We start from the raw sequence: 22,221 nt of genomic DNA, 5'->3' as shown, positions 1-22,221 counted from the left end.
GGCGAGGCCAGATTTTGACGATTTCGCAGTGCCAATAGCGAGCTATTGGCCGAGAAAGCGGCGAAATATGGACCGTCCCAGGTATTTTTGCAGCCGACGATCCCAAGTCCGACAGGCTGCTAGCCAGTCGGACGATCCGAAAACCGCCGCCGCCCTGCGCTTTGCCGTGGCCATGACCGGACGACGCCTGCGGCAAGGGCGCACTGAAAGTGGTGGACATTCCGGCCGGCGCGACGCCGAAGCTGCCGAAAACCTGGCCCGGCCTGCCGCTGCTGATCGACAGCCCCGGCTGCAGCCCGGTGTTCACGGGGACCACCCTGGAAGTGCGGGTGCCGTTCGACGATGTGGGTGTGCTGGCGGACGCCAGCTTCGACGGCGTGACGGCGGCGCTGCGCGTCAACGCCAGCGTGCACAGCCCGCTGCTGTGCATGGCGAATGTGTTCAAGGTCGCGTCAGGCACGCTGAGCTTACCCGGCAAGGTCGGCAAGTAGGCGCAGTGGCGATACGCCCGGCTTGCCGGTGCTGAACGCCTACTGCGGCAGCGGGGTTTGCATCACGGCATAGCGCGTCATGCCTTTCAGCAGGCCATTGCTATACGTGATGCTGATCAGGCTCGGGTCGCCCCAGGCCAGCGCCGGGGTCGATACCGTGCCATCGGGGCTTACTTTGCGCAATTTTCCGTGACCGGTCATATACATGTCGCCATTCGGCACAAACGTCATCTGCACCTGGGAGTAGAACCCCAGGCTGGCCTTGCCAGGCGCGCCGTCCTGGTCGCCGGCGATGCCGGACGTCCCGGCGAATACCGACAGCGGCCCGTCTTTCGCGACCTTGAAGATGACGTGGCCGTACGCATCGGCCAGGTACAGGTTACCGGCACGGTCGAAGGCGACGCCGCGCGGAGTGGGGAGCGCTCCCCCGCGGTTGGCGTCCAGCTCACGCGAGAAATCGCTCACGCCGATCTCGCGGATGATCTTGCCCGACGGCGCCAGGATGAGCGCCTTGTATGAACCGGCCACTGCAAGATTGCCATCCAGATCGACGGCCACATCGTAGGTGAAGCCGATTTCCTTACCCAGGGTGAACAAGGTGCTCATCGCACCGCCCTTGATCTTGACGATGCGCTGGGCGTCGATCACATACATCACATCCTTGCTATCGATCGCGATGCTGTCGGGCGTGTCAAACGCATCAGCCCTGAAAGCGCCTGTCGATGTATTGTTCTGCACGCCCGGCACACCGGCAAACACGGTCGTTTCGCCGTTGGGGCTGACGCGCCGGATCACGTGGCGCTGGCGGTCAGCCACGTACAGATTGCCTTTGGAATCGCTGGCCACGTGGGTCACGCCGGAAAAGCGCGCGGCCGCGCCGACGCCGTCAACCGAACCGATGGTGGACGGCGTGGCGGCCAGCGTCGTCACGTCGCCGGCGGGCGAAATCCTGCGCACGCTGCGCGCCCCGACGTCGAGCCAGATAAGCTGCCCGGCCGGATCGAACGCCAGCGCACCCAGCGACGAGAAACGGGCGCTGCCTGCGTCGCCGTCGCGCCACCCGCCACTGCCACTGCCATTTTCGCCGACCAGCGTCGTGACCATGCCGGCAGGGGTCATCTTGCGCAAGCGCCCCCCGTCGCCGAACAACACATCTCCCGCCTGGTTCACCACCAGTCCGCCCACGACGTTGAAGCCGGCCGCCTCACCCTGGCCGTCTTCCAGCGCGTTGACCGGCTGGCCGGCCAGCACGCGCAGTCTTGCGCCGGACTCGACACGGTAAATGCGCGTGCTGTCGGCAAGATAGATGACGCCGTCAGCGCCAACCGCCAGGCTGGTTGGCCGCGCGGCCGTGCCATCCCTGGCAGCCTGTCGGACTTGGGATCGTCGGCTGCAAAAATACCTGGGACGGTCCATATTTCGCCGCTTTCTCGGCCAATAGCTCGCTATTGGCGCTGCGAAATCGTCATAATCTGGCCTCGCCCAGCTATTTTCTCGCTTCGACTCCCCAAGTCCGACAGGCTGCTAGCCCAGTCGACGGTGCTGACCTTGCCGGCCGGCGTGACACGCTGCAGCGCCCGAATGCCGGACAACACCAGGTAGTCGCCGTTGGTATCGAGCGCGATCGCGGCGGGACGGTGGAAGAGGCCGCGCACCGGCTGGCGGTCGGGCGTGAGCGGATTATCGCGCAGCCCGCACGAATAGCCGGTCTGGCCGGCGACCGTGCTCACCGCGCCGGCCGGCGTGATGCGCCGTATCGTATTGTTGCAAGTATCGGTGACCAGCAGGTTGCCGGCCGCGTCGATCAGCATGCGCGACTCATGACTGAAGCGAAAACTCGCGCCAGCCCCGACCCCATCCTGGCTCCCGAATACCAGCTCCGCACCGGCGAGGGTCGAGACCGTGCCATCCGGCGTGATCTTGAGGATCAGTTGACGTCCGGCGTCGAGCACGAATGTATTGCCGGCTCGATCGACCGCCATGCCGCCCGGCGTCTGCAACAGCGATGGTGCGCCGGCCAGTACGGTCGGCAACACTTTGACCGGGGGCGTCACCATCGGCGCCTCGGGCGGTGCCGGCGGCTGCGCAGGCGTTCCGGCGGCCCCCCCCGGAGCCGCCGCCGCAGGCGGTCAGTGTTGCAGCCAGTAACAGAGCGACGCTGCGCCGCCCGCCCCGCCGTGGAAAGGATGACTGAGGTCGAATTTGCGGCATTGGATTGTTCTATTGATTAATGGGCGGCAAATATGACAATTTTTGAGCGGCAGCAGTGATTAACTTGGAGCACTATTTCGAATGACGCGGGTGGGCGTTGGTTTTTTCGCATGCATACGCTGGATATTCAGATATTTAGTGTTATAGTTCACTACATCACCACCTCATCACCTCACCAACAGGGAGGAATCATGTCTCACCACGCGGCACCGCACTACCGGAAGGGCCCGCCATGACCATCGGCTGGAACGACAACACGCCCATTTACCGCCAGCTCAAGGAAAAAGTCATCGGCATGATGCTCGACGGCGCCCTCAAGGCCGGCGACGCCCTGCCCTCGGTACGCCAGGTCGCGGCCGAGTACCAGCTCAATCCGATCACCGTCTCACGCGCCTACCAGGAACTGGTGGATGAGGAACTCGTAGAAAAACGAAGGGGAATTGGCATGTATGTCACCGAAGGCGCGAGCGAAAAACTGCTCGCCAGCGAACGCGAGCGCTTCATGCGCGAAGAATGGCCGGCCATGCTCGAACGCATCCGCCGCCTTGGCCTCGACCTCGACCAGTTGCTGCGCGCGCAAGACGGAGGCCTCTCATGAGCGCCGTCCTGACCGCCCGCAACCTGGGCAAGCGCTATGGCGCGTCGGTGGTGCTCGACAATGTCAGCTTCACCATTCCAGCCGGCCGCATCGTTGGCCTGATCGGCCCCAACGGTTCGGGCAAGACCACCACCCTCAAGGCCGTGCTCGGCCTGACCGATGTCGAGGGCGAGCTGTCGGTGCTCGGCTTCGATCCGCGCACCGAGCGCGACGCGCTGATGCAGCAAGTCTGTTTTATCGCCGATGTGGCGATCCTGCCGCGCTGGCTGCGCGTGTCCGAGGCGATCGACTTCGTCGAAGGCGTGCATCCGCGCTTCAACCGCGCCAAGGCCGAGCGCTACCTGGCCGCGACCAAGCTCAAGCCGGAGATGAAGGTCAAGACCATGTCCAAGGGCATGATCGTGCAACTGCACCTGGCGCTGGTGATGGCCATCGACGCCAAACTGCTGGTGCTCGACGAGCCAACCCTGGGCCTGGACATCCTTTACCGCAAGCAGTTTTACCAGAACCTGCTGGAAGACTATTTTGATGCGGACAAGACCATCATCATCACCACCCACCAGGTCGAGGAAGTCGAGCATATCCTCACCGACCTGCTGTTCATCCGCGACGGCAAGATCGTGCTGTCGGCTTCGATGGACGAGATCGGCGAGCGCTTCATCGAAGTGATGGTCGCGCCCGACAAAGTGAACGCCGCCAACGCCTTGCAGCCGATCGACCAGCGCAGCGTGTTCGGCAAGTCGGTGATGCTGTTCGACGGCGTGGCGCGCGCGCAGCTGGAGGTCCTCGGCGAAACGCGCAACCCCAGCGTCGCCGATCTGTTTGTCGCCACCATGAAAGGAAGCTACGCATGAACACAATGAAATGGTTGCTCAAGCGCGAGTTCTGGGAGCACAAGGGATCGTTTTTCTGGGCGCCGCTCATTCTTGGCATGGTGATGGTGGCGGTGACCGGCATTACCGTCGTGTACGGCATGAGTAGCGGCCAGAGCCCCTTCAAGCTGCATCTCAATGGACAAATGCAGGACATGCAAGCCGTGTTCAACAGCATGTCGGCCCAGGATGTTCGGGAAGCCACCAGCGTGCTCTCGAACATCTGCCTCGGGGCCGCCGTGCCGCTGCTGCTGATGCTGGCCGTGACCACCTTCTTTTACTGCCTCGGCGCGTTGCATGACGAGCGGCGCGACCGCAGCATCCTGTTCTGGAAATCGCTGCCGCTGTCCGATACCCAGACGGTGCTCTCGAAAGTGCTGATGGTGACCGTGGCCGCGCCGCTGATCGTGATCGGCATCAGCCTTGCCACCTCGCTCGCGTTGATGCTCATTGTCGGCACGGCGGCCTTGGTCCACGGGGTCAATGTGTTCGGCGCCATCCTGGGCAAGGAGGCGGTGACTATGTTGCCCCTGCAAGCGGTGGGCGTGCTGCCGGTGTACGTGCTGTGCGCACTGCCGACGGTCGGCTGGCTGCTGATGGTGTCCGCCTGGGCCAAATCGAAACCGTTCCTGTGGGCGGTCGGGGTGCCCTTGATCGCGCTGATGCTGGTGAAATGGGTCGGCTACGTGCTGGGAATGAACTCGGCGACCGCCTGGATGGCGAGCAACGTGGCCGGGCGCATGCTGCTGGGCCTGGTGCCGGGCAGCTGGCTGTTCGACCACAACCGGGCCGGCGCCCTGCTGCACGCGCCGGGCGTGTGGATCGGCGCGGCGGCGGGCCTGCTGATGATCTATGCCGCGATTCGCCTGCGCCGCTTCAAGGACGAAGGATAGACGCCGGGCGGTGGGCATATATCCTGCCCGCCGCCGCTGGTGAGGGCGCTTACTCGAACTGCGTCTTGAACGCCAGGAACTGCAGCTTGAGGTCCTCGACCTCGGCGCGCAGGGCCGCCATTTCCTGTTCCAGCTGCGCCACCCGGCTGCCCTGGGCCGGCGCGCTGACCACCCCGAACGAGGACTCCTGCTGCGCCAGCGCCGCGTCGCCACCCAACAGCTGGCCGTAGCGCGGCTCCTTGGTCCCCGGCGCGAGCGCGAGGCGGGCCACGATCGGCGGATACTTGTCGATCAAAAACTGCAGGCACGCCTCGACATCGGCCACCGACTTGAATTCGTGCAGCCGTCCGCTGCGGGTGCGGATTTCGCCCGCTGTCTGCAAGCCGCGCAGCATCAGGATGGTCAGCACGGCCAGCTTGTCCTGCTCGAGCGTCCATTTGATGCGCATGCGGTGCTCGTACTTGGTCACACGCGCGCCAGCCTGGGTGATGCCGTTGACGAACTTGCGCTGCATCAGCCGCTGCAGCACGTCCTGCACGGTTTCGTCGGACAGCTGCATCACCGGATCGCGGCTCGAGAGCTGGTTGCAGCCGTTGGTGATGGCATTGAGCGACATCGGATAGTTGTCGGGCGTGAGGCCTTCTTTTTCGGCCAGCACCGCCAGCACGCGGATTTCAAACGGGTCCAGCAAGGCAGCGCCGTCGGCGCCGCCGTTTGCTTCTTGTGTCATACCTTCTAGTGTCATGCGTCTGTTTCCTTACTCGACCAGTTTATTGAGCTTTACCGAATCCAATTTATCACACTCGGGCGTGCTAGGGCAGGCGATTCCGGCCGTCTTCATCAGCGCCATCAGGCGGTCGAGCTGTTCGTCCTGGCGCGCCGCGTGATTGATCAGCCCGTGCAGGGCCTTCGACAGCGGATCGTCGCCGTTCGGGGTGACGCCGTAGGCCGAGAACAGATGCGCGCTGGCGCGCGTGTCGACCTCTTTCTGAACGATGTGGGCCGGATTGCCGACCGCCGTCGCGCCAGCCGGCACCGGCTTGATCACCACCGCGTTCGAGCCGACCTTGGCGTATTCGCCCACGGTGAACGAGCCGAGCACCTTGGCGCCGGCGCCGATGATGACGCCGCGCTCGAGGGTCGGATGGCGCTTGGCCCCGCTGTTGAGCGAGGTGCCGCCCAGGGTCACGCCCTGGTAGATGGTGCAGTCGTCGCCGACCACGGCGGTTTCGCCGATGACCACGCCGAAGCCGTGGTCGATGAACACGCGCCTCCCGATGCTGGCGCCGGGATGGATCTCGATGCCGGTCAGGATGCGCGCCACGTAGGAAATGAAGCGGCCGATCCATTTCAGCCTGCGGGTCCAGCAAGCCTGCGCCCAGCGATGCATCATGATGGCCTGAAAGCCGGGATAACAAGTCAATACTTCCCATCCGTTACGGGCGGCCGGGTCGCGTTCAATGATGCTCTTGATATCTTCGCGCAGGTGTAAAAACATAAACAGGGACATGGGAACAGTTGCGATACAGGCATGGTAGCGTATCCGCCCGCCTCCCGCTTATGTGTGGTCAATTTGCCCGGTTAGCATAAAGGCGATTGCGGCAAGGCAGATCATGCAAGCATGCTGAATGTGCGGCATTCGCGCCGGCAAGTCGATGACCTCGCCGCGTACGCCAACGGCGCCAGTCCTTGCCATAACAGCAAAGACAGCGTCAACAAGATGGAAATTTGCAAGTAAGGAGGTGCGCCACGCCGGCCCGGATGTTCAAGGCCGGCGTGCCGGATATCAAACTTCGCGCGCGATGCGCTGGCGGCGTGCTTCGTACAGGCAGACGCCCGACGCCACCGAGACGTTCAGGCTCTCGACCGAGCCGAACATCGGAATACCAACGAGCACGTCGCAGGTTTCGCGGGTGAGGCGGCGCATGCCCTCGCCTTCCGAACCCATGACCAGTGCGGCCGGACCGGAGAAGTCCGCTTCATACAAGCCCTTGTCCGCATCGTCGGTGGTGCCAATCAGCAGCATGTCGCGCTCTTTGAGCTCGCGCATGGTGCGCGCCAGGTTGGTGACCGTGATGTACGGCACAGTTTCCGCCGCACCGCTGGCAACCTTGGCCGCCGTGGCGTTCAGGCCCACCGCGCGGTCCTTCGGCACGATGACCGCGTGCGCGCCGACACCGTCGGCCACGCGCAGGCAGGCGCCCAGGTTGTGCGGATCGGTGATGCCGTCGAGGATCAGCAGCAGCGGCGGACCTTCGATCGCATCCAACAGTTCATCGAGGTTGCGCGCCAGCGCCAGCTGGCTGGCGAAGGCAATCACGCCCTGGTGGCGCCGGGTTCCGACGATCTTGTCGAGGCGGGCCGAATCGACCGGCATGACGCGTACGCCCAGTGCCTTGGCATTGGCGACGAGATCGTGCATGCGGCGATCCTGGCGGGTCGCATCGACAAAAATTTCTTCCACCGACGAGGCCTCGTGACGCAGACGCGAGGTCACCGCATGGAACCCGAAAATCATTTTATTCTTCATGTGTTATCGCTTGCTCTTATTCGTTTTGCTTGTTGATTTGGTGCTGGAACTGCTGCTGCCTGCCGGTTTTGCGGAACGGCTGGTCGCCTTGCTGGTGGTCGAACCGGACTTGCTGCGTTTTGGTTTGCCGCCCGACACTTCGGCGCCGACGCTTTCATCGAGTTCATAACGCGATGGCGTGTTGCCCGCGCCGCCGCCCGAGGAGCGACCCGACTTGCCCGACTTGGCCGGTTTGGCGTCGAGCGCCTTGTGCGCCGCGCTTTTCGGTTTACCCGCGCCGCTATCGGCCTGCACGCTGCCGCCGGCGAGCACCAGGTCGATCTTGCGCGCCTCCAGATCGACACGCGAGACCTGCACCGTCACGCGGTCGGTCAGCTGGTAGCGCTTGCCGGTGCGTTCGCCGCGCAGTTCGTGACGCGCTTCGTCGTACTGGAAGTAATCGGTGCCCAGTTCGGTGATGTGGACCAGGCCTTCGACGAACAGCGCGTCGAGCTGGACAAAAATGCCGAAGGTCGTCACGCCCGAGACCACGCCGGTGAATTCTTCACCGAGCTTGTCCTTGATGAAGTAGCACTTGAGCCAGGCTTCGACGTCGCGCGAGGCTTCGTCGGCGCGGCGCTCGTTGGCCGAGCAGTGCACGCCCAGGGCGTCCCAGATGGTCAGGTCTTTTTCATTCTTTTGCTTGCCTTCGGCCTTGTCTTTCGCCTGCTGCTTGCGCGTGGCGTTCGACACGGTGGTGTTCAGGCCGGCCAGGTCGATGCCCTTCGGCTCGTATTTTTTACCGAGCAAAATGGCCTTGATGGCGCGGTGCGTCAGCAAGTCGGGATAGCGGCGGATCGGGCTGGTGAAGTGGGCATACGCCTCGTACGCCAGGCCGAAGTGGCCGATATTGTCCGGGCTGTAGACCGCTTGCTGCATCGAACGCAGCAGCATGGTTTGCAGCAGCGACGCATCCGGACGGTCCTTGATCTGCTTCATCAGTTCGGCGTAATCGTTGGCGCTCGGCTTGTCGCCACCGTTCAGGTTCAGGCCAAGCTGCTTGAGGAAGGTGCGCACTTGCGTGAGCTTTTCCTTGGTCGGCGAGGCGTGGATGCGGTAGGTGCCGGGATGCTTGTGGCGGATCAAGAGATCGGCCGCGCAGACGTTGGCCGCCAGCATGCATTCCTCGATGACCTTGTGCGCATCGTTGCGGGTGCGCGGAATGATCTTTTCGATCTTGCCGAGCGCATTGCAGACGATATAGGTTTCGGTGGTTTCGAAGTCGATCGCACCGCGTACCTGGCGCGCCTTGTGCAGCGCGTGGTACACATCGTACAGATTGAGCAGGTGCGGCACGATGGCCGGACGACGCGCCGCTTCAGGGCCGGCGGTGTTGCCGAGGATATCGGCCACTTCGCTGTAGGTCAGGCGCGCAGCCGAGTGAATCACGGCCGGATAGAACTGGTAGGCCTTGATTTCGCCCTTGTCCGAAATGACGGCGTCGCACACCAGGGTCAGGCGGTCGACGGCCGGGTTCAGCGAACACAGGCCGTTCGAGAGCTTCTCGGGCAGCATCGGGATGACGCGGCGCGGGAAATACACCGAGGTGCTGCGTTCGATGGCGTCGATGTCGAGCGCATCGTTCGGCTTGACGTAATGGGACACGTCGGCGATCGCCACGATCAGGCGGAAGCAGTTGGCCTTGCCGACCTTGACCGGCTCGCAGTACACCGCATCGTCGAAGTCGCGCGCGTCTTCGCCGTCGATGGTCACCAGCGGCACATCGCGCAGGTCGACCCGGTCTTGCAGGTCGGCTTCGCGCACTTCGCCGGGCAGCTTGGCGGCGGACTTGAGCGCGGCGGCGGAGAAGATATGCGGCACGCCGAACTTGCGCACGGCAATTTCGATTTCCATGCCGGGATCGTCCAGGTCGCCGAGCACTTCGACCACGCGGCCGGCCGGCTGCTTGAAGCGCGAAGGCTGCTCGCTCAGCTCGACGCTGACGATCTGCCCTGCCTTGGCCTTGCCGGGCGAACCGGCGACCAGGATGTCCTGGCCGATGCGCTTGTCTTCGGGAGCGACGATCCAGACGCCGTTCTCATTGAGAAGGCGGCCGATCACATGACTGTTGGCGCGCGTGACGACTTCGACGATGGTGCCTTCCTGGCGCCCGCGGCGGTCGGTACCTGTGACTTTGGCGAGCACACGGTCGCCATGCAGGACTTTCTGCATCTCTTTGTCGGACAGGAACAGGTCTTCGCCCGGTTCGTCGGGGATGACGAAGCCGAAACCGTCGCGGTGCGCGCTGACCTTACCGGCGATAAAGCCGGAATGGTCGGCCAGGGCGTAGTTGCCATCGGCGTCGGCGTGGATCTGGCCGTCGCGCTGCATGGCATTCAAACGCCTGGTTAACACCTCCAGCGCGGCTGGCTTGACCTTGAGCGTGCGGGCGATGCTTTCGAGATCAAGCGTCGCGCCCGCGTTGCGGAAAATGCCGAGAATATCCTCGCGGCTGGGAATGGTATGAGTAATTTGGTTCAAATGTTTTTCTATATTTGTTTTTGGCAGTTACCGCGGGAAATGTCTAGGCGGGTGACTGACACAGTGATTATTGACACAGTGATAGGCGTAGTGTACCGGAGTACGGTGCGATTCGCCTAACGAAGCGTGTTTTGAAAGATTCTTCGGCTAGGGCTGTGACATTTCCAAATCTTCGGCTATAATTTTGGTCTTTCGCGGAAACACAACGTTGAAGCGGGAGAAAAAGGCAGCATATTTGCATGGTATTGAGCAAAAAGAGTAACGAAAGTTAGTCTGGCGCAAAACTCCGAAAGCGAGTATGATAGCAGAAGTCGGCGGCAACGCCGGCAGGCAGCAAAAGAAGTACAGCAACATCAATGCCCACGTGGCGGAATTGGTAGACGCGCATGGTTCAGGTCCATGTGCCGCGAGGTGTGGGGGTTCGAGTCCCTCCGTGGGCACCACTCCCTGGAAGATGTTTTCCTGAGAGTACCAAGTAGTCGTAGTTGAGTCGTAAAAGTTGTTGCAGTAGCTGTATCAATGCCCACGTGGCGGAATTGGTAGACGCGCATGGTTCAGGTCCATGTGCCGCGAGGTGTGGGGGTTCGAGTCCCTCCGTGGGCACCACTCTACCGGGTTAGATTATTTCCCGCAAAATTCCGGAAGCGCCGCAGTCCTTGCATAAAGGCTGCGGCGTTTTGCGTTGCGCGGCCGGTTTCATGCATGCCCCATATATCCGATTCAGGAATTCGCCATGATTGATCGTTTGCCCGGCCGCGTGCTGGCTGTCGTCCTCCTCGCACTCTGCGGCGCGGCGCATGCCGACCCGGTTGACGACACCGTCAACGCCGAAATGGCGCGCCAGCGCATTCCCGGCGCCGCCATCGCCATCGTCAAGGATGGAAACACCATCAAGGAAGGCGCTTACGGCATGGCCAACCTGGAACATCAGGTCGCCGTCACGCCCGATACCGTGTTTCAGTCCGGTTCGCTCGGCAAGCAATTTACCGCCGCGCTGGTCCTGTTGCTGGCATCCGACGGCAAACTGACCTTGGACGACCCGATTTCGCGCCATCTTGCGGCCACGCCGCCGGCCTGGAAAAAGATTACGGTGCGCCATTTGCTCAATCACACCTCGGGTTTGCGCGATCCGGACCATATCATCAAGCTCAACCAGGACTACACCGATGCGCAATTGCAACGCGCAGGCAGCAAGCTGCCGCTGCAGTGGGCGCCGGGGACGACATGGGCATACAGCAATTTCGGCTACCAGCTGCTGGGCATCCTGTGCACCCGGGTGGGCGGCAAACATTACGGCGAACAGCTGCGTGAGCGCATCTTCGCACCGGCGGGCATGCAGGCGCGCATCATCAGCGAGCGCAACATCGTACCGCACCGCGCCGCCGGCTATGACCTGGTCGAAGGCGCATTCAAGAACCAGGAATGGGTCTCGCCCACGCTCAACACCACCGCCGACGGCAGCCTGTACCTGACCGCGCGCGACCTGGCCAAATGGCATATCGCGCTCGATGGCGACAAGGTGCTGGGCGCGGCGCTCAAACAAGCCATGTGGCGCCCGACCACGCTCACCAACGGCGGCACCAAAGCCTACGGTTTCGGCTGGGAGACATCGCCCACCCTGGAGCGCCGCTCGGTCTGGCACGATGGCGCATGGCAGGGATTCACCACCCAGGGCACCCGCTTCGTCGACGATGGGCTGGCGGTGGTGGTGCTGACCAACCGCTCCGAGGCCGACATCGCCAGGCTGCTCGAACTGGTCGCCGCCCACTACCTGCGCGCGCCACGCTGACCTTGTTCCCGGGGGGCAAGCCTCGGCGCGGTCGCGGGACCGTTTGCGAGCGTGCCCGTCTCGGTCAGCGACAACGGCGCCGGCATCGCCCCGCCGCCGCCCCGCCCGGGCGCTGAACCGCTGCGCGCACGCCGCACACTTGACTTGCGGCGCCAACAGGCTATGCTCGCTCTGGCATATGACAACTTTCCGCAAATCCGCTGTGGCCGTCCTGCTCGCCTGCGCAAGCGCAGCGCTGCTGGCCGCCCCGGCGCCCTGGTTCACCTGGCGCAGCAAGGCCGACAGCAAACAGGTGTGCCACCAGACGCCGCTCGGACCGGGTTGGGAAAAAGTCAACGGCCCCTATCGAGATAGCCATTGCATGAAGTTGCTTATTGCTAAATAATAGCTAAAAACATAGAGGAGAAACTTGAAGGTTGAGGGTTGTTAGTACATCCATTCACACTGAGGAGAAGTCCATGTTTACGAATCCCGAACAATTTGCATCCGCCACCAAGACGCTGTTTGAACTCCAGATGATGACTTTTAACGCCCTCACCAGCAAAGCGGTGCAAGGCGTGGAACAGGTTGTCTCGCTGAACATGACGACTGCAAAAAATTCGGTGCAAGGTTCCATGGCGATGGGCAAGGAAATGAGCCAGGCCAAGGACCCGAAAGCGGCGATCGACGTTGCCACCGCCCACGCCAAGCCGATGGCCGGCGCGGTGCAGTACGGCGAGCAGCTCAAGGTGATCATCGACGACATCCACAGCGAATTCACGCAAGCCGCCGACGCCCATATCGCCGAAGCCAAGAGCGCCCTGACGGCGCTGATCTACGACGTGACGCAGAACGTCAAGCCGGGCTCGGAGAACGCCGTCGAAATCATCAAGACCGCGATCGACAATGCCTTCCAGGGCTACGAGCAGGTGACCAAGGCCACGCGCCAGGCCGTGCAAGTGGTGGAAGAGCAGATTGCCAAGGCCACCGCGCAGGTTGCGCCGGCCGAGAAAAACGCCGCCTGATTGCTTCAGGCATGAAAAAGCGCCGTTCCCGGCAATCCGGGACGGCGCTTTTTACGTTTGGAACGCGCTGCGTCAGGCGACCGCGCCGCTGCAAACGATGATCACCAGCACCAGCAGGGTAATGCGCTTGCGCGTGGCGAGGCGATCGACCGCCCGGTGTGCATATTGTCTCACTCTGTTCTCCCGATGGAGCCGCGGCGTGCGCCACGGCGGTTGCGTCTGTCTGTCAGACCACTTTGTTGGTGGCCAGGTCCCATCCGCCCGAGGTATTGCCGCCCGTTCCACCACCGACTTTTTGCTGCGTGTACTTCCATTTCACCTTGGAATACTTCAAGCCCAGGTGCTCGTTCAGGATGTCGCCTTCGGTCACGGACGGGCTGACGGTGCTGATCAAGACGTTTTCCAGTTCCATCTCAAAATACTTGATGCGTTCGCCCTGGCCATCGGCGCGCATGAATTCCAGCTTGGCTTTCGGCAGCGTCTTGCCGGACGAGCAGTTTTGCAGCAGCAGCGGCGTGGCCAGGTCGGCCAGCTTGGCGATGAACAGCTCGCTGTGTTCGCAGCGCTCGGCGGTATGGCCTCCGCCGGTCGACGCGGTGGCCGACTTGGGCTGCGACACGCCCCACGACACCGACTGGCATTCGATCCAGTCCTTGTGCAGGTTATCGGTCGATTCGCCCTTGATGCCGTCGATTTGCAAGTAAACGTCGATTGCCATGTTGAACTCCGTGTGTGAGGAATGAGACCGCGAGATATTGAACACAAACCCCATTATTGGAGCGGCGAAGCGACCCGCGATTGCGCACGATCAAGCTCGGCTCAGTTCGCTTGAGGTCTTGCTCAATCCGGGCACGATTGATCTTGATCAAACAGCGCCTTGCGCTGGAGTGGAAGCACGACAAATATCATGAAGGTGCTGAGCGGAATTGTTTCTAATTGGAATGCATCCTCACCTTCAGGGAGTCGTCCGTGTCCATTTCCGCCCAGAATACTTATTCCAGCATCAAGCCCGAGCTGCGCCAGGGCAACCGGCGTTCATCCGATATCGAACAGCAAGCGTACGCCGCCGTGGGGCGCAGGTTCGCCACCGGCGCCGCCAGCAGGGTGCGCTACGTGCGCCTTGTGCTGGCGGCGGCGGCGTCGATCACGGTCGTGATGCTGGTCACGCTGGTGGCGCTGCTGACGTACGACAACATCAAGTCGCCGCATGTGCTCAAGGCCGCCTCCCCGGCCAAGGTCGAGCCGCGCACGGCCGGCGTGGCGCTGGCGGCGCGCGCCAAGCCGGTCGTGATCATCGATGAAAAAGAGGATGCGCCGGCGCGGCCGGTGGTGGCCCCGGAACCGATTCCACCGCTGGTGCTGCTGGCGCCGGAGGCGGTTCAGGCGTCGGCGCCGCCGGCCCCGGCACGGCTGGCGAGCCCGGTCAAGGCATCGGCCAGGCTGCGCGAGCACCTCAAACCGGCCGCCGCCGCGGGCAAGCATGTCACCGTGAAAGTGGGGAAAACGGTGCAACAGCCGGCGCCGCGCAAGGCCAGCCGCGGCGAGCCGCGCAAGGCGCCCGTTGCAGTGAAACGCAAGGTGGCGTCGATGGCGGCGCCGGCGCGGCAAAACGAGCACGGCGGCGCGCTCATCACCCTGCTCTCGAACGCCGGCGCGCAGCGGCGCGACCTGGCCCAGCCCGGGCCGATGCTGGCGGCCCGCCACGCGCCGCGCCGGCGCCACCTCGCCGAGCCCTGAAAACCACGCCGCGCAGCACCTGAGCAGCCTGTCGGACTTGGGATCGTCGGCTGCAAAAATACCTGGAACGGTCCATATTTCGCCGCTTTCTCGGCCAATAGCTCGCTATTGGCACTGCGAAATCGTCAAAATCTGGCCTCGCCCAGCTATTTTTTCGCTTCGACTCCCCAAGTCCGACAGGCTGCTAGACGAATTTGCTGGGGTTTGCCGGCCACTGACGATATACTGTACATAATTACAGGGTTTGGTCGATGGTCCGCAGCACAATGCGCAAAGTTCTTGAGAATGAGTTCTATTATCTGGATAATTTTCGTCAGGTACTGGAATGGATTGCCGGGCGTTACAACGACTTGCTGACCGAGGAGGAGCGCGCGTTCATCGCCACGTTCCCGTCGCTGCCGCAAGCCTCGCGCGCGCTGCTGGTGCGCATGGTCATGCGCAAAGGCACGATTTTTCGCGCCAGCAAGCTCAATTACGCCGAAATCGGCTGCTCGGTCGAGGCTGCGCGCCACCTGCTGCCCACCGGCTGGGTCCATGCCGACCCGGTGCTGACGCTCGACGCGCTGTTCGAGCTGCTCCTCAAAGCCGAGATCGGCGCCATTTTCAGCCTGTCGCTGCACGAAAAGAGCGCACGCAAGGGCGAACAACTGGCCGCCCTGCGCGATGCCTTCGGCGACGCGCGCGCGTTTTCGGCCTGGTACCGCGACTCGCCCGACACTGTCTACAGCATCACCGTCAAGGACCTGTGCGACCGCCTGCGCCTGATCTTCTTCGGCAACCTGCACCAGGACTGGACCGAATTTGTGCTGTCCGACCTGGGCTTGTTCCAGTACGAAAAAGTCGAATTTTCAACCTCCTCGCGTGGTTTTCGCACGCGCCGCGATGTCGACGATTACCTGGCCCTGCACCAGTGCAAGGAGCGCTTTCGCGCCGGCGACGCCCTGGACGAGGTGCTGGCCACGCTGCCGCGCGCGCCTTTTGACAACGAATGGATCGACAGCCGGCGCGAACGGCTGATGTTCCAGATCGCCCAACACGTGGAAAAGCAAAAAGACTGGGGCCAGGCGTTCGAGTTGTACGCCTGCTGCAATTATCCCGGTGCGCGGGCGCGCGCCATCCGCGTGCTGGAAAAACACGAACGCCATGCCGAGGCGCACGCGCTGCTCGAACGCGCCCAGGCCGCGCCCGAGAGCGACGCCGAGCGTCAGCAACTGCTGCGCATTGCGCCGCGCCTGCGCCGCAAGCTCGGGCACCAGGCGCTGCCGTCGCAGCGCACGCCGGCGGTGCGGCGGCTCGACCTCTGCCTGCCGATGCCGCTTGAAGCGAACTGGTGGGTCGAAGGCATCGTGCGCGACCATCTGGCCAGCGCCGACGCGCCCGTGTTCTACGTCGAGAACGCGCTGATCAATTCCCTGTTCGGGCTGCTGTGCTGGGGACCGATCTTCAGCGCCATTCCGGGCGCGTTTTTCCACCCGTTCCACCGTGGCCCGGCCGACCTGCACAGCGCCGATTTTTATCGCCGGCGCGAGCGCGAATTCCGCGCCTGCCTCGACCAGTTGGACGACGGCCGCTACCAGGACACCATCCGCGCCAACTACGACAGCAAGCGCGGCATCGTCTCGCCGTTCGTGGCCTGGGAAGCGCTCAGCGCCGAGCTGCTCGGGATGGCGCTGGCCTGCATCCCCGCCGAGCACCTGAAAAAATGGTGCGAGCGCATCCTGCTCGACGTCAAGGCCAACCGCAACGGCTTCCCGGACCTGATCCAGTTTTGGCCGCTGGAGCGGCGCTACAACATGATCGAAGTCAAAGGCCCGGGAGACCGCCTGCAGGACAACCAGCTGCGCTGGATCGAATACTGCGCCGCGCATCAGATGCCCATTTCCGTGTGCTACCTGCAGTGGGCGCAGTGAGCTACGTCGTCGCGGTGCGCGCCCTGTGCGAATTTTGCGCCAAGCAGGGCGACCTCGACCTGCGCTTCACGCCCTCGCCCACCGCCCAGGAAGGCATCGCCGGCCACGCCGTGGTGACCGGGCGGCGCGGCCCCGGCTACCAGAAAGAGGTCAGCCTGGCGGGCGAATACGGTCCGCTGCTGGTGCGCGGGCGGGCCGACGGCTACGACCCGGCCCAGAACCTGATCGAAGAAATCAAGACCTTCCGCGGCGACCTCGATCGCATGCCCGCCAATCACCGCCACCTGCACTGGGCGCAGGTGCGCGTCTACGGGCATCTGCTGTGCGCGCAGCTCGGCCTGGAGCAGGTGTCGCTGGCGCTGGTCTACTTCGACATCGGCAAGCAGACCGAAACGGTGCTGCGCGAGACACACAGCGCGTTTGATTTGCGCGCCATGTTCGCCGACCAGTGCGAGCGCTTCGTGGCGTGGGCCGCGCACGAGCTGGCGCACCGCGAGGCGCGCGACGCGGCGCTGGGCGCACTGCGCTTTCCGCATCCGGCGTTTCGTCCCGGCCAGCGCGACCTGGCCGAAACCATCTTCCGCGCCAACAGCGGCGCGCGCTGCGTGCTGGCGCAGGCGCCGACCGGCATCGGCAAGACCATCGGCACCCTGTTCCCGGCGCTCAAGGCGGCGCCGCTGCACCGGCTCGACAAGGTGTTTTACCTGGCCGCCAAGACGCCGGGACGCAAGCTGGCGCTCGACGCGGCCGAAGCGATCCAGCGCAGCGCGCCCGGCCTGCCGCTGCGCGTGCTGGAACTGGTCGCGCGCGACAAGGCGTGCGAGCATCCCGACAAGGCTTGCCACGGCGACTCCTGTCCGCTGGCGAAGGGCTTTTACGACCGCCTGCCGGCAGCGCGCAGTGCGGCGCGCGCAGTCCCGCTGCTCGACCGCGAGGGCTTGCGCGCGGTCGCGCTGGCGCACCAGGTCTGCCCGTATTACCTGGGCAGCGAAATGACGCGCTGGAGCGACGTGGTGGTGGGCGACTATAACTACTACTTCGACATGGGCGCGATGCTGTACGGGCTGGCGCTGGCGAACCAGTGGCGCGTGAGCGTGCTGGTGGACGAGGCGCACAATATGGTCTCTCGCGCGCGCAAGATGTATTCGGCCGACCTGGAACGCGGCGCCTTGCGGGCGGCGCGCGCGGTGGCGCCGGCGCACCTGAAAAAGGCGCTCGACAAGGTGGGGCGCAGCTGGCCGTCCAGCGATGGCGCCGATTACGAAGTACTAGGCGCGCCGCCCGAAAAACTGCTCGATGCGCTGCAGGGCGCGTCAAGCGCGATCACCGACTACCTGGCCGACAATCCGGGGCCGATGGAACCGGACCTGCAGCGCTTCTACTTCAACGCCCTGCACTTCGCGCGGCTGGCCGAGACCTTTGCCGAGCACTCGATGGTCGACTGCACGCGTGACGGCGCGCACGCGTCCACCCTGGCGATCCGCAATATCGTGCCGGCGCCGTTCCTGAAACCGCGCTTCGCGCTGGCGCATGCGACGGCGCTGTTTTCGGCCACGCTCAGCCCATGGAACTACTACAGCGACGCGCTCGGCCTGCCGGCCGATACGGCCTGGGTCGACATCGACTCGCCTTTTGTCGCCGACCAGTTAAGCGTGCATGTGGTGCGCGATATCTCGACGCGCTTTACGCACCGGGCCAGGTCGGTGGCGCCGATTGCGGCCTTGATCGCGCGTCAGTATGCGCAGGCGCCGGGCAATTACCTGGCGTTTTTCAGCAGCTTCGATTACCTCGAGCAGGTGGCCGAGCGGGTCGAGCGCGATTATCCCGACATTGCCGTGTTCCGCCAGCCGCGCCGCATGGCCGAGACGGAGCGCGATGCTTTTTTGGGGCGCTTCACGCTGGACAGTCGCGGGGTCGGGTTTGCGGTGCTGGGCGGCGCGTTCGGCGAAGGGATCGACCTGCCGGGCGCGCGCCTGATCGGGGCCTTCATCGCCACGCTCGGGCTGCCGCAAATGAATCCGGTCAATGAGCAGATCCGCCAGCGCATGCAAGCCACGTTCGGGGCGGGCTACGACTACACGTATTTGTATCCGGGGATGCAGAAGGTGGTGCAGGCGGCAGGGCGCGTGATCCGTACGGAGGGCGACCGCGGGGTGGTGTATCTGATCGATGACCGCTTTGCGCAGCCGGAGGTGCGCGAACTGCTGCCGCGCTGGTGGCATGTGGACCAGGCGGGATTGCCGGTGTCGTAAGCCGCGGTGACCAGCCGTCCTCAAACCCGTCGTCATTCCCGCGCAGGCGGGAATCCAGGTTAGTAGATTCGCGACTGCAGTGAGACCTTGGATTCCCGCCTGCGCGGGAATGACGGTTTTGATGTTAGCGCGGGAATGACGAGGTGTCAGCCGACAAGCGCCCTGACCTTCTGGTAGCCACTGCGGCTGATCGGGATGCGGGTGGCGTCCTTGAGAATCGCGGTATGGCTGTCCCTGCCCTGCTCGATGCGGTCGATCGCGCCAAGATTGAGCATCCAGGACCGGTGAACGCGCACGAAAACAGCCGGATCGAGCTGGCTTTCGAGTTCCGTCAGCCGCTGGTTCTTTAAATAATGCCTGCCGCCGGCGCTGATGCGCACGTAATCGTCCTGCGCTTCGATATAGTCGATCTGCCCGGCGGCGATGATGTGCACGCGCGCGCCATCGCGAATCAGCACCCGCTCGAGCGGCTTGCCGCGTAGCGCCGACTCGCGCAGCACGGCATCGACGCCAAGCTGCTTGACGCTGCTGCGCGCATGCGCCAGGGCCGCGTCCAGCCGCTGCTGACTGAAGGGTTTGAGCAGGTAATCGACGGCGTGGATATCGAAAGCCTTGAGCGCGTACTGGTCGAAGGCGGTCACGAAGATATAGCGCGCCCCGGCGCCGGCCAGTTCCACCACCTCGAAGCCGTTCAGCTTGGGCATCTGGATGTCGAGAAAGACCAGGTCCGGCGCCAGTTCGGTGATGGCCTTGACGGCGTCGAAGCCGTTGGCGCATTCGGCCACGATCTCGATATCGGCGTGCATCGCCAGGAACTCGCGCACCAGGGCGCGCGCCAGGTCTTCATCGTCGACGATTATCACGCGCATGCTTGTCTCTCCGTGGTGTGAAAGGGCAGCGACAGCGCCACCCGGAACTGGTGCGCCTCGCGCGTCCAGTGGATGCTGGCCTCATTGCCATAGGTGGCCGCCAGGCGCTGGCGCACGTTAGCCAGGCCGATGCCATGGCTGGTGACGGCCGGCGGATCGTTGTCGATATCGTTTTCCACCACGATGTGCAGGACCGAGCCGGCGCGCCGCGCCGCGATGCGGATGGTGCCGCCGCCGGTCAGGTGGGCGATGCCGTGCTTGATGGCGTTTTCGATCAAGGGCTGCAGGATCATCGGCGGCAGCAGGCAGTCGAGCGCGCCGGCGTCGAGCGCCCGCTCGATGTTCAGGCGCGCGCCGAAGCGCACTTTTTCGATGGCGACGAAGTGCATCGCCATCGCCGCTTCCGCTTCCAGGGTGACCTTGCGGCTCGCCTCCAGGCCAAGGCTGTGACGAAAAAAATCGGCCAGTTGCAAGGTCATGTCTCGCGCGCGGGCCGGGTCGATGGAAGTGAGCGCGCTGATCGAATTGAGGCTATTGAACAGAAAATGCGGATCGATCTGGGTGCGCAGCATGCGCAGTTCGGCGTCCTGCGAGGTCAATGCCGCTTCCAGTTCGCGCCGTTCGGCGGCGCGCGCGCGCTGGAATTCGAACGCCAGGTAATGCGCCACGGCGCACAGCGCGTACAGGATCACGCCCAGGCCGAAGATCGCCGCTTGCAGGGGGGCGCTCATGGCGATGGCGGCGCAGGCATGGTTCCAGCCGATGCACAGCGCGGTCCACGCAAGGCTGGCCACGACGGCGGCGACCGCGAACACCAGCAGCACGGAAATCGCGCTGCGCTCGTTGAGCGGATAGGCGCGGCACAGGTAGTAGCTCGAAAACCCGGTGGCGCAGGCATACAGCAGCGTCACCGGTACGGTAAAGAACAAGCCGTCGGTCCACGCGGCGCCGCTGGCGGCCACGATCAGGCCCGCGAACACGATCGCCAGCAGCAGCCACGCGAGCAGGTACAGCCCGGCGCCGCGCCGCGTGGAGAACGGTCCTTGCATCAGTTGCGCACTTCCACGCCGCCCATGATGGCGTAGCCGCGGATGGTGAGGCGCTTGCCGGCGTCCGTGGCGGGCGCGGTCCTGTCCTCGAAGCCGCCGAGCACCGGCACGCCTTTCAGGATGATGGTCCAGTCGGGCGGGCACTTGATGGTCACGCCGCCCATGACAGCGAACACATTGATCTCGGCCTCGCCAATGATCGACGACTCGCGCAGGTCGAGCATGCAGTCGCCCATGAATGCGCTGATATCGCCGCCACGAAACGCCGGCGTGCTAAGGCGGCGCCGGAATCCGCCGAGGATGGCGGTGATATCGACCACGGCGTCGCCGTCGGCGTCGGCATCGGCCGAGAACGTGGCGCCGGCATCGTCCTTGAGCGGCACGCCGGGCGCCGTATCGCGCTTGCGCAACGCTTTGTGGATCACGCCGATGCCGAACAAAATCAGCAGCACCGGCCACAAGGTGCGGGCGTTGAAGAAGTAGCCGTAGCCGAGGCGGTTGAGGGTGAGGACCACGCCGGCGGCGGTGATCAGGCCGAACAACATGCGCTCGTGGCGCGAATCGGCTTCGGCGAACTTGACCAGGCCGCCGATGATGACCAGCACGGGCCAGAAATGCATGACCTGGCGGCGGTCGATGATGTACAGGTTATCGAGCAGGTACAGCATGCCGAAGCCGATCACCGCCAGGCCGAGCCAGACCTGGTTGGGGACGCCGGAGGTGCGGGCCTTATTTTTCATTGGTCGGCTCCGTGCCGGGCGCGAGGCGGCGTTCGATGAACGGTTCCAGGATCATGGTCACGCCGCAGAAGATGACCGGAACCGGCCAGCCGTTGCTAAAGGTCAGGCCGAACAGGTGTTCGAACACGGCAAACAGCCACAGGCTGCCGAACACCTCCCACAGGCCCCTGGTGAAGTCTTTGGCGGTCGGGAAACCGATCATTCTGTTCACGCCCATGACGGTCAGCACCAGTGGCGAGTAATGCCAGATGTTATCGACGTGGTACACATCGAGCCGGTCGAGCAGCACGACGGTGCCGAAGCCGATCAGCAGCAAGCCCCACATCAACTGCTTGCGCCATTCGTAAGAGGATTTATTGGACACGATTGCTCCTGTAGTCAGTTCAGGCGCAACGATACATCGGCGCGGCGGCGCTGCACAGGGGATTTCGGCCAATGGCCGCTGGCGCCCGGTGAACGGCGGCGCGACCGGCCAGCAGCCTGTCGGACGTGGGGAGTCGAAGCGAAAAGATAGCTGGGCGAGGCCAGATTTTGACGATTTCGTAGTGCCAATAGCGAACTATTGGCCGAGAAAGCGGCGAAATAGGGACCGTCCCAGGTATTTTTGCAGCCGACGATCCCACGTCCGGCAGGCTGCTAGCCTGAATGTTTCATGAACTGCCAGTGCGTTGCTGGCTGGACGATACGAAACCTCGTCGGCAGTGTTTTCGATGGTCGCGGGTAATGGATGCCCTACCCGATTGAACGGGACATCGA

Annotated in this window: 23 protein-coding genes and 2 tRNA genes; 12 read left to right on the top strand and 13 right to left on the bottom strand. The window is 63.7% G+C overall.

The annotated features are described in order from the left end of the window. A partial coding sequence (locus F2P46_RS37205; protein WP_208296894.1) for a hypothetical protein occupies positions 1 to 220 on the bottom strand: 220 nt, incomplete at its 3' end. Between F2P46_RS37205 and F2P46_RS34200 the strand changes: the two genes are divergently transcribed. Further along, positions 213 to 491, top strand: coding sequence for a hypothetical protein (locus F2P46_RS34200; RefSeq protein WP_229509574.1), 279 nt, complete (start codon positions 213 to 215; stop codon positions 489 to 491). The genes F2P46_RS37205 and F2P46_RS34200 overlap by 8 nt on opposite strands. 39 nt (positions 492 to 530) lie before the next feature. On the opposite strand, the gene F2P46_RS34195 is transcribed toward F2P46_RS34200, so the two are convergent. Further along, entirely contained in the window at positions 531 to 1,907 is a 1,377-nt protein-coding gene (locus tag F2P46_RS34195; protein ID WP_166898775.1) for a hypothetical protein, read from the bottom strand. Positions 1,908 to 1,936: 29 nt separating this feature from the next. Beyond that, the gene (locus F2P46_RS34190) at positions 1,937 to 2,548 is read right to left on the bottom strand and encodes a hypothetical protein (RefSeq protein WP_166898773.1); all 612 of its coding nucleotides are present in this window, start codon (positions 2,546 to 2,548) and stop codon (positions 1,937 to 1,939) included. A 386-nt stretch (positions 2,549 to 2,934) separates the two neighbouring features. Here F2P46_RS34190 and F2P46_RS34185 point away from each other — a divergent pair, with 386 nt between their 5' ends. The 3 genes from F2P46_RS34185 to F2P46_RS34175 are packed head-to-tail and all read left to right on the top strand — an operon-like array spanning position 2,935 to position 5,065. Beyond that, positions 2,935 to 3,300, top strand: a complete 366-nt coding sequence (locus F2P46_RS34185) for a GntR family transcriptional regulator (RefSeq protein ID WP_166898771.1) — start codon at positions 2,935 to 2,937, stop codon at positions 3,298 to 3,300. After that, positions 3,297 to 4,154 (top strand): ABC transporter ATP-binding protein, encoded by an 858-nt coding sequence (locus tag F2P46_RS34180; RefSeq protein ID WP_166898770.1) that lies wholly within the window; start codon positions 3,297 to 3,299, stop codon positions 4,152 to 4,154. Before F2P46_RS34185 ends, F2P46_RS34180 begins: the two co-directional genes overlap by 4 nt. Then, positions 4,151 to 5,065: a hypothetical protein gene (locus tag F2P46_RS34175; RefSeq protein WP_166898768.1), complete on the top strand. Its 915-nt coding sequence runs from the start codon at positions 4,151 to 4,153 to the stop codon at positions 5,063 to 5,065. The genes F2P46_RS34180 and F2P46_RS34175 overlap by 4 nt, the downstream gene beginning before the upstream one ends. 49 nt (positions 5,066 to 5,114) lie before the next feature. Here the strand turns inward: F2P46_RS34175 and F2P46_RS34170 are convergent, their stop codons facing one another. From F2P46_RS34170 to rnr, 4 genes are all read right to left on the bottom strand, one after another. Next, complete coding sequence (locus F2P46_RS34170; RefSeq protein ID WP_166898779.1) at positions 5,115 to 5,795, bottom strand: YceH family protein; 681 nt, start codon at positions 5,793 to 5,795, stop codon at positions 5,115 to 5,117. A gap of 27 nt (positions 5,796 to 5,822) precedes the next feature. Then, positions 5,823 to 6,563, bottom strand: coding sequence for a serine O-acetyltransferase (cysE, locus tag F2P46_RS34165; protein WP_166898777.1), 741 nt, complete (start codon positions 6,561 to 6,563; stop codon positions 5,823 to 5,825). A 288-nt stretch (positions 6,564 to 6,851) separates the two neighbouring features. Next, positions 6,852 to 7,595 carry a 23S rRNA (guanosine(2251)-2'-O)-methyltransferase RlmB gene (gene rlmB, locus F2P46_RS34160; RefSeq protein WP_166898766.1) on the bottom strand — a complete coding sequence of 248 codons (744 nt, stop codon included), beginning with the start codon at positions 7,593 to 7,595 and terminating at the stop codon, positions 6,852 to 6,854. 3 nt (positions 7,596 to 7,598) lie between these two features. Then, complete coding sequence (gene rnr, locus F2P46_RS34155) at positions 7,599 to 10,115, bottom strand: ribonuclease R (protein ID WP_166898764.1); 2,517 nt, start codon at positions 10,113 to 10,115, stop codon at positions 7,599 to 7,601. A 358-nt stretch (positions 10,116 to 10,473) separates the two neighbouring features. Here rnr and F2P46_RS34150 point away from each other — a divergent pair. The 5 genes from F2P46_RS34150 (at position 10,474) to phaP (ending at position 12,908) form a co-directional block, all read left to right on the top strand. After that, a tRNA-Leu gene (locus F2P46_RS34150) sits at positions 10,474 to 10,558 on the top strand. Between the two features lie 78 nt (positions 10,559 to 10,636). Continuing rightward, a tRNA-Leu gene (locus F2P46_RS34145) sits at positions 10,637 to 10,721 on the top strand. A gap of 127 nt (positions 10,722 to 10,848) precedes the next feature. Then, positions 10,849 to 11,904, top strand: coding sequence for a serine hydrolase (locus F2P46_RS34140; RefSeq protein WP_166898763.1), 1,056 nt, complete (start codon positions 10,849 to 10,851; stop codon positions 11,902 to 11,904). 178 nt (positions 11,905 to 12,082) lie between these two features. Then, a complete protein-coding gene (locus F2P46_RS34135) occupies positions 12,083 to 12,289 on the top strand; it encodes a hypothetical protein (protein WP_166898762.1) in 207 nt (68 codons plus the stop codon). A 73-nt stretch (positions 12,290 to 12,362) separates the two neighbouring features. Beyond that, entirely contained in the window at positions 12,363 to 12,908 is a 546-nt protein-coding gene (gene phaP, locus F2P46_RS34130; protein ID WP_166898760.1) for a TIGR01841 family phasin, read from the top strand. A 226-nt stretch (positions 12,909 to 13,134) separates the two neighbouring features. Here the strand turns inward: phaP and F2P46_RS34125 are convergent, their stop codons facing one another. Continuing rightward, positions 13,135 to 13,626, bottom strand: a complete 492-nt coding sequence (locus F2P46_RS34125; protein ID WP_166898759.1) for a type VI secretion system tube protein Hcp — start codon at positions 13,624 to 13,626, stop codon at positions 13,135 to 13,137. A gap of 251 nt (positions 13,627 to 13,877) precedes the next feature. On the opposite strand from F2P46_RS34125, the gene F2P46_RS37200 reads away from it, so the two are divergent. The 3 genes from F2P46_RS37200 (at position 13,878) to F2P46_RS34105 (ending at position 18,807) form a co-directional block, all read left to right on the top strand. Next, positions 13,878 to 14,645: a hypothetical protein gene (locus F2P46_RS37200; protein ID WP_208296893.1), complete on the top strand. Its 768-nt coding sequence runs from the start codon at positions 13,878 to 13,880 to the stop codon at positions 14,643 to 14,645. Positions 14,646 to 14,911: 266 nt separating this feature from the next. Next, positions 14,912 to 16,555, top strand: a complete 1,644-nt coding sequence (locus F2P46_RS38080) for a VRR-NUC domain-containing protein (protein WP_229509573.1) — start codon at positions 14,912 to 14,914, stop codon at positions 16,553 to 16,555. After that, positions 16,552 to 18,807, top strand: coding sequence for a helicase C-terminal domain-containing protein (locus F2P46_RS34105; RefSeq protein ID WP_368737988.1), 2,256 nt, complete (start codon positions 16,552 to 16,554; stop codon positions 18,805 to 18,807). The genes F2P46_RS38080 and F2P46_RS34105 overlap by 4 nt, the downstream gene beginning before the upstream one ends. A 146-nt stretch (positions 18,808 to 18,953) precedes the next feature. Here F2P46_RS34105 and F2P46_RS34100 read toward each other — a convergent pair whose 3' ends face one another. The 5 genes from F2P46_RS34100 to F2P46_RS37195 form a co-directional block, all read right to left on the bottom strand. Next, complete coding sequence (locus F2P46_RS34100; protein WP_166898753.1) at positions 18,954 to 19,676, bottom strand: LytTR family DNA-binding domain-containing protein; 723 nt, start codon at positions 19,674 to 19,676, stop codon at positions 18,954 to 18,956. Beyond that, on the bottom strand, positions 19,667 to 20,725 hold the full coding sequence (locus tag F2P46_RS34095; RefSeq protein ID WP_166898752.1) for a sensor histidine kinase: 1,059 nt from the start codon (positions 20,723 to 20,725) through the stop codon (positions 19,667 to 19,669). Before F2P46_RS34095 ends, F2P46_RS34100 begins: the two co-directional genes overlap by 10 nt. Continuing rightward, a complete protein-coding gene (locus tag F2P46_RS34090; protein WP_166898750.1) occupies positions 20,725 to 21,465 on the bottom strand; it encodes a DUF5668 domain-containing protein in 741 nt (246 codons plus the stop codon). Before F2P46_RS34090 ends, F2P46_RS34095 begins: the two co-directional genes overlap by 1 nt. Next, positions 21,455 to 21,829, bottom strand: coding sequence for a DUF5668 domain-containing protein (locus tag F2P46_RS34085; protein ID WP_166898749.1), 375 nt, complete (start codon positions 21,827 to 21,829; stop codon positions 21,455 to 21,457). The genes F2P46_RS34090 and F2P46_RS34085 overlap by 11 nt, the downstream gene beginning before the upstream one ends. A gap of 195 nt (positions 21,830 to 22,024) precedes the next feature. Further along, positions 22,025 to 22,221 (bottom strand): hypothetical protein (locus tag F2P46_RS37195; protein ID WP_208296892.1); only part of this gene is annotated, 197 nt, incomplete at its 5' end.

This window comes from Massilia sp. CCM 8734, assembly GCF_011682155.1.
In the GTDB taxonomy this organism is placed as follows: Bacteria; Pseudomonadota; Gammaproteobacteria; order Burkholderiales; family Burkholderiaceae_D; genus Telluria_A; species Telluria_A rubra.
This window is presented reverse-complemented; position numbering and strand designations above follow the sequence as displayed.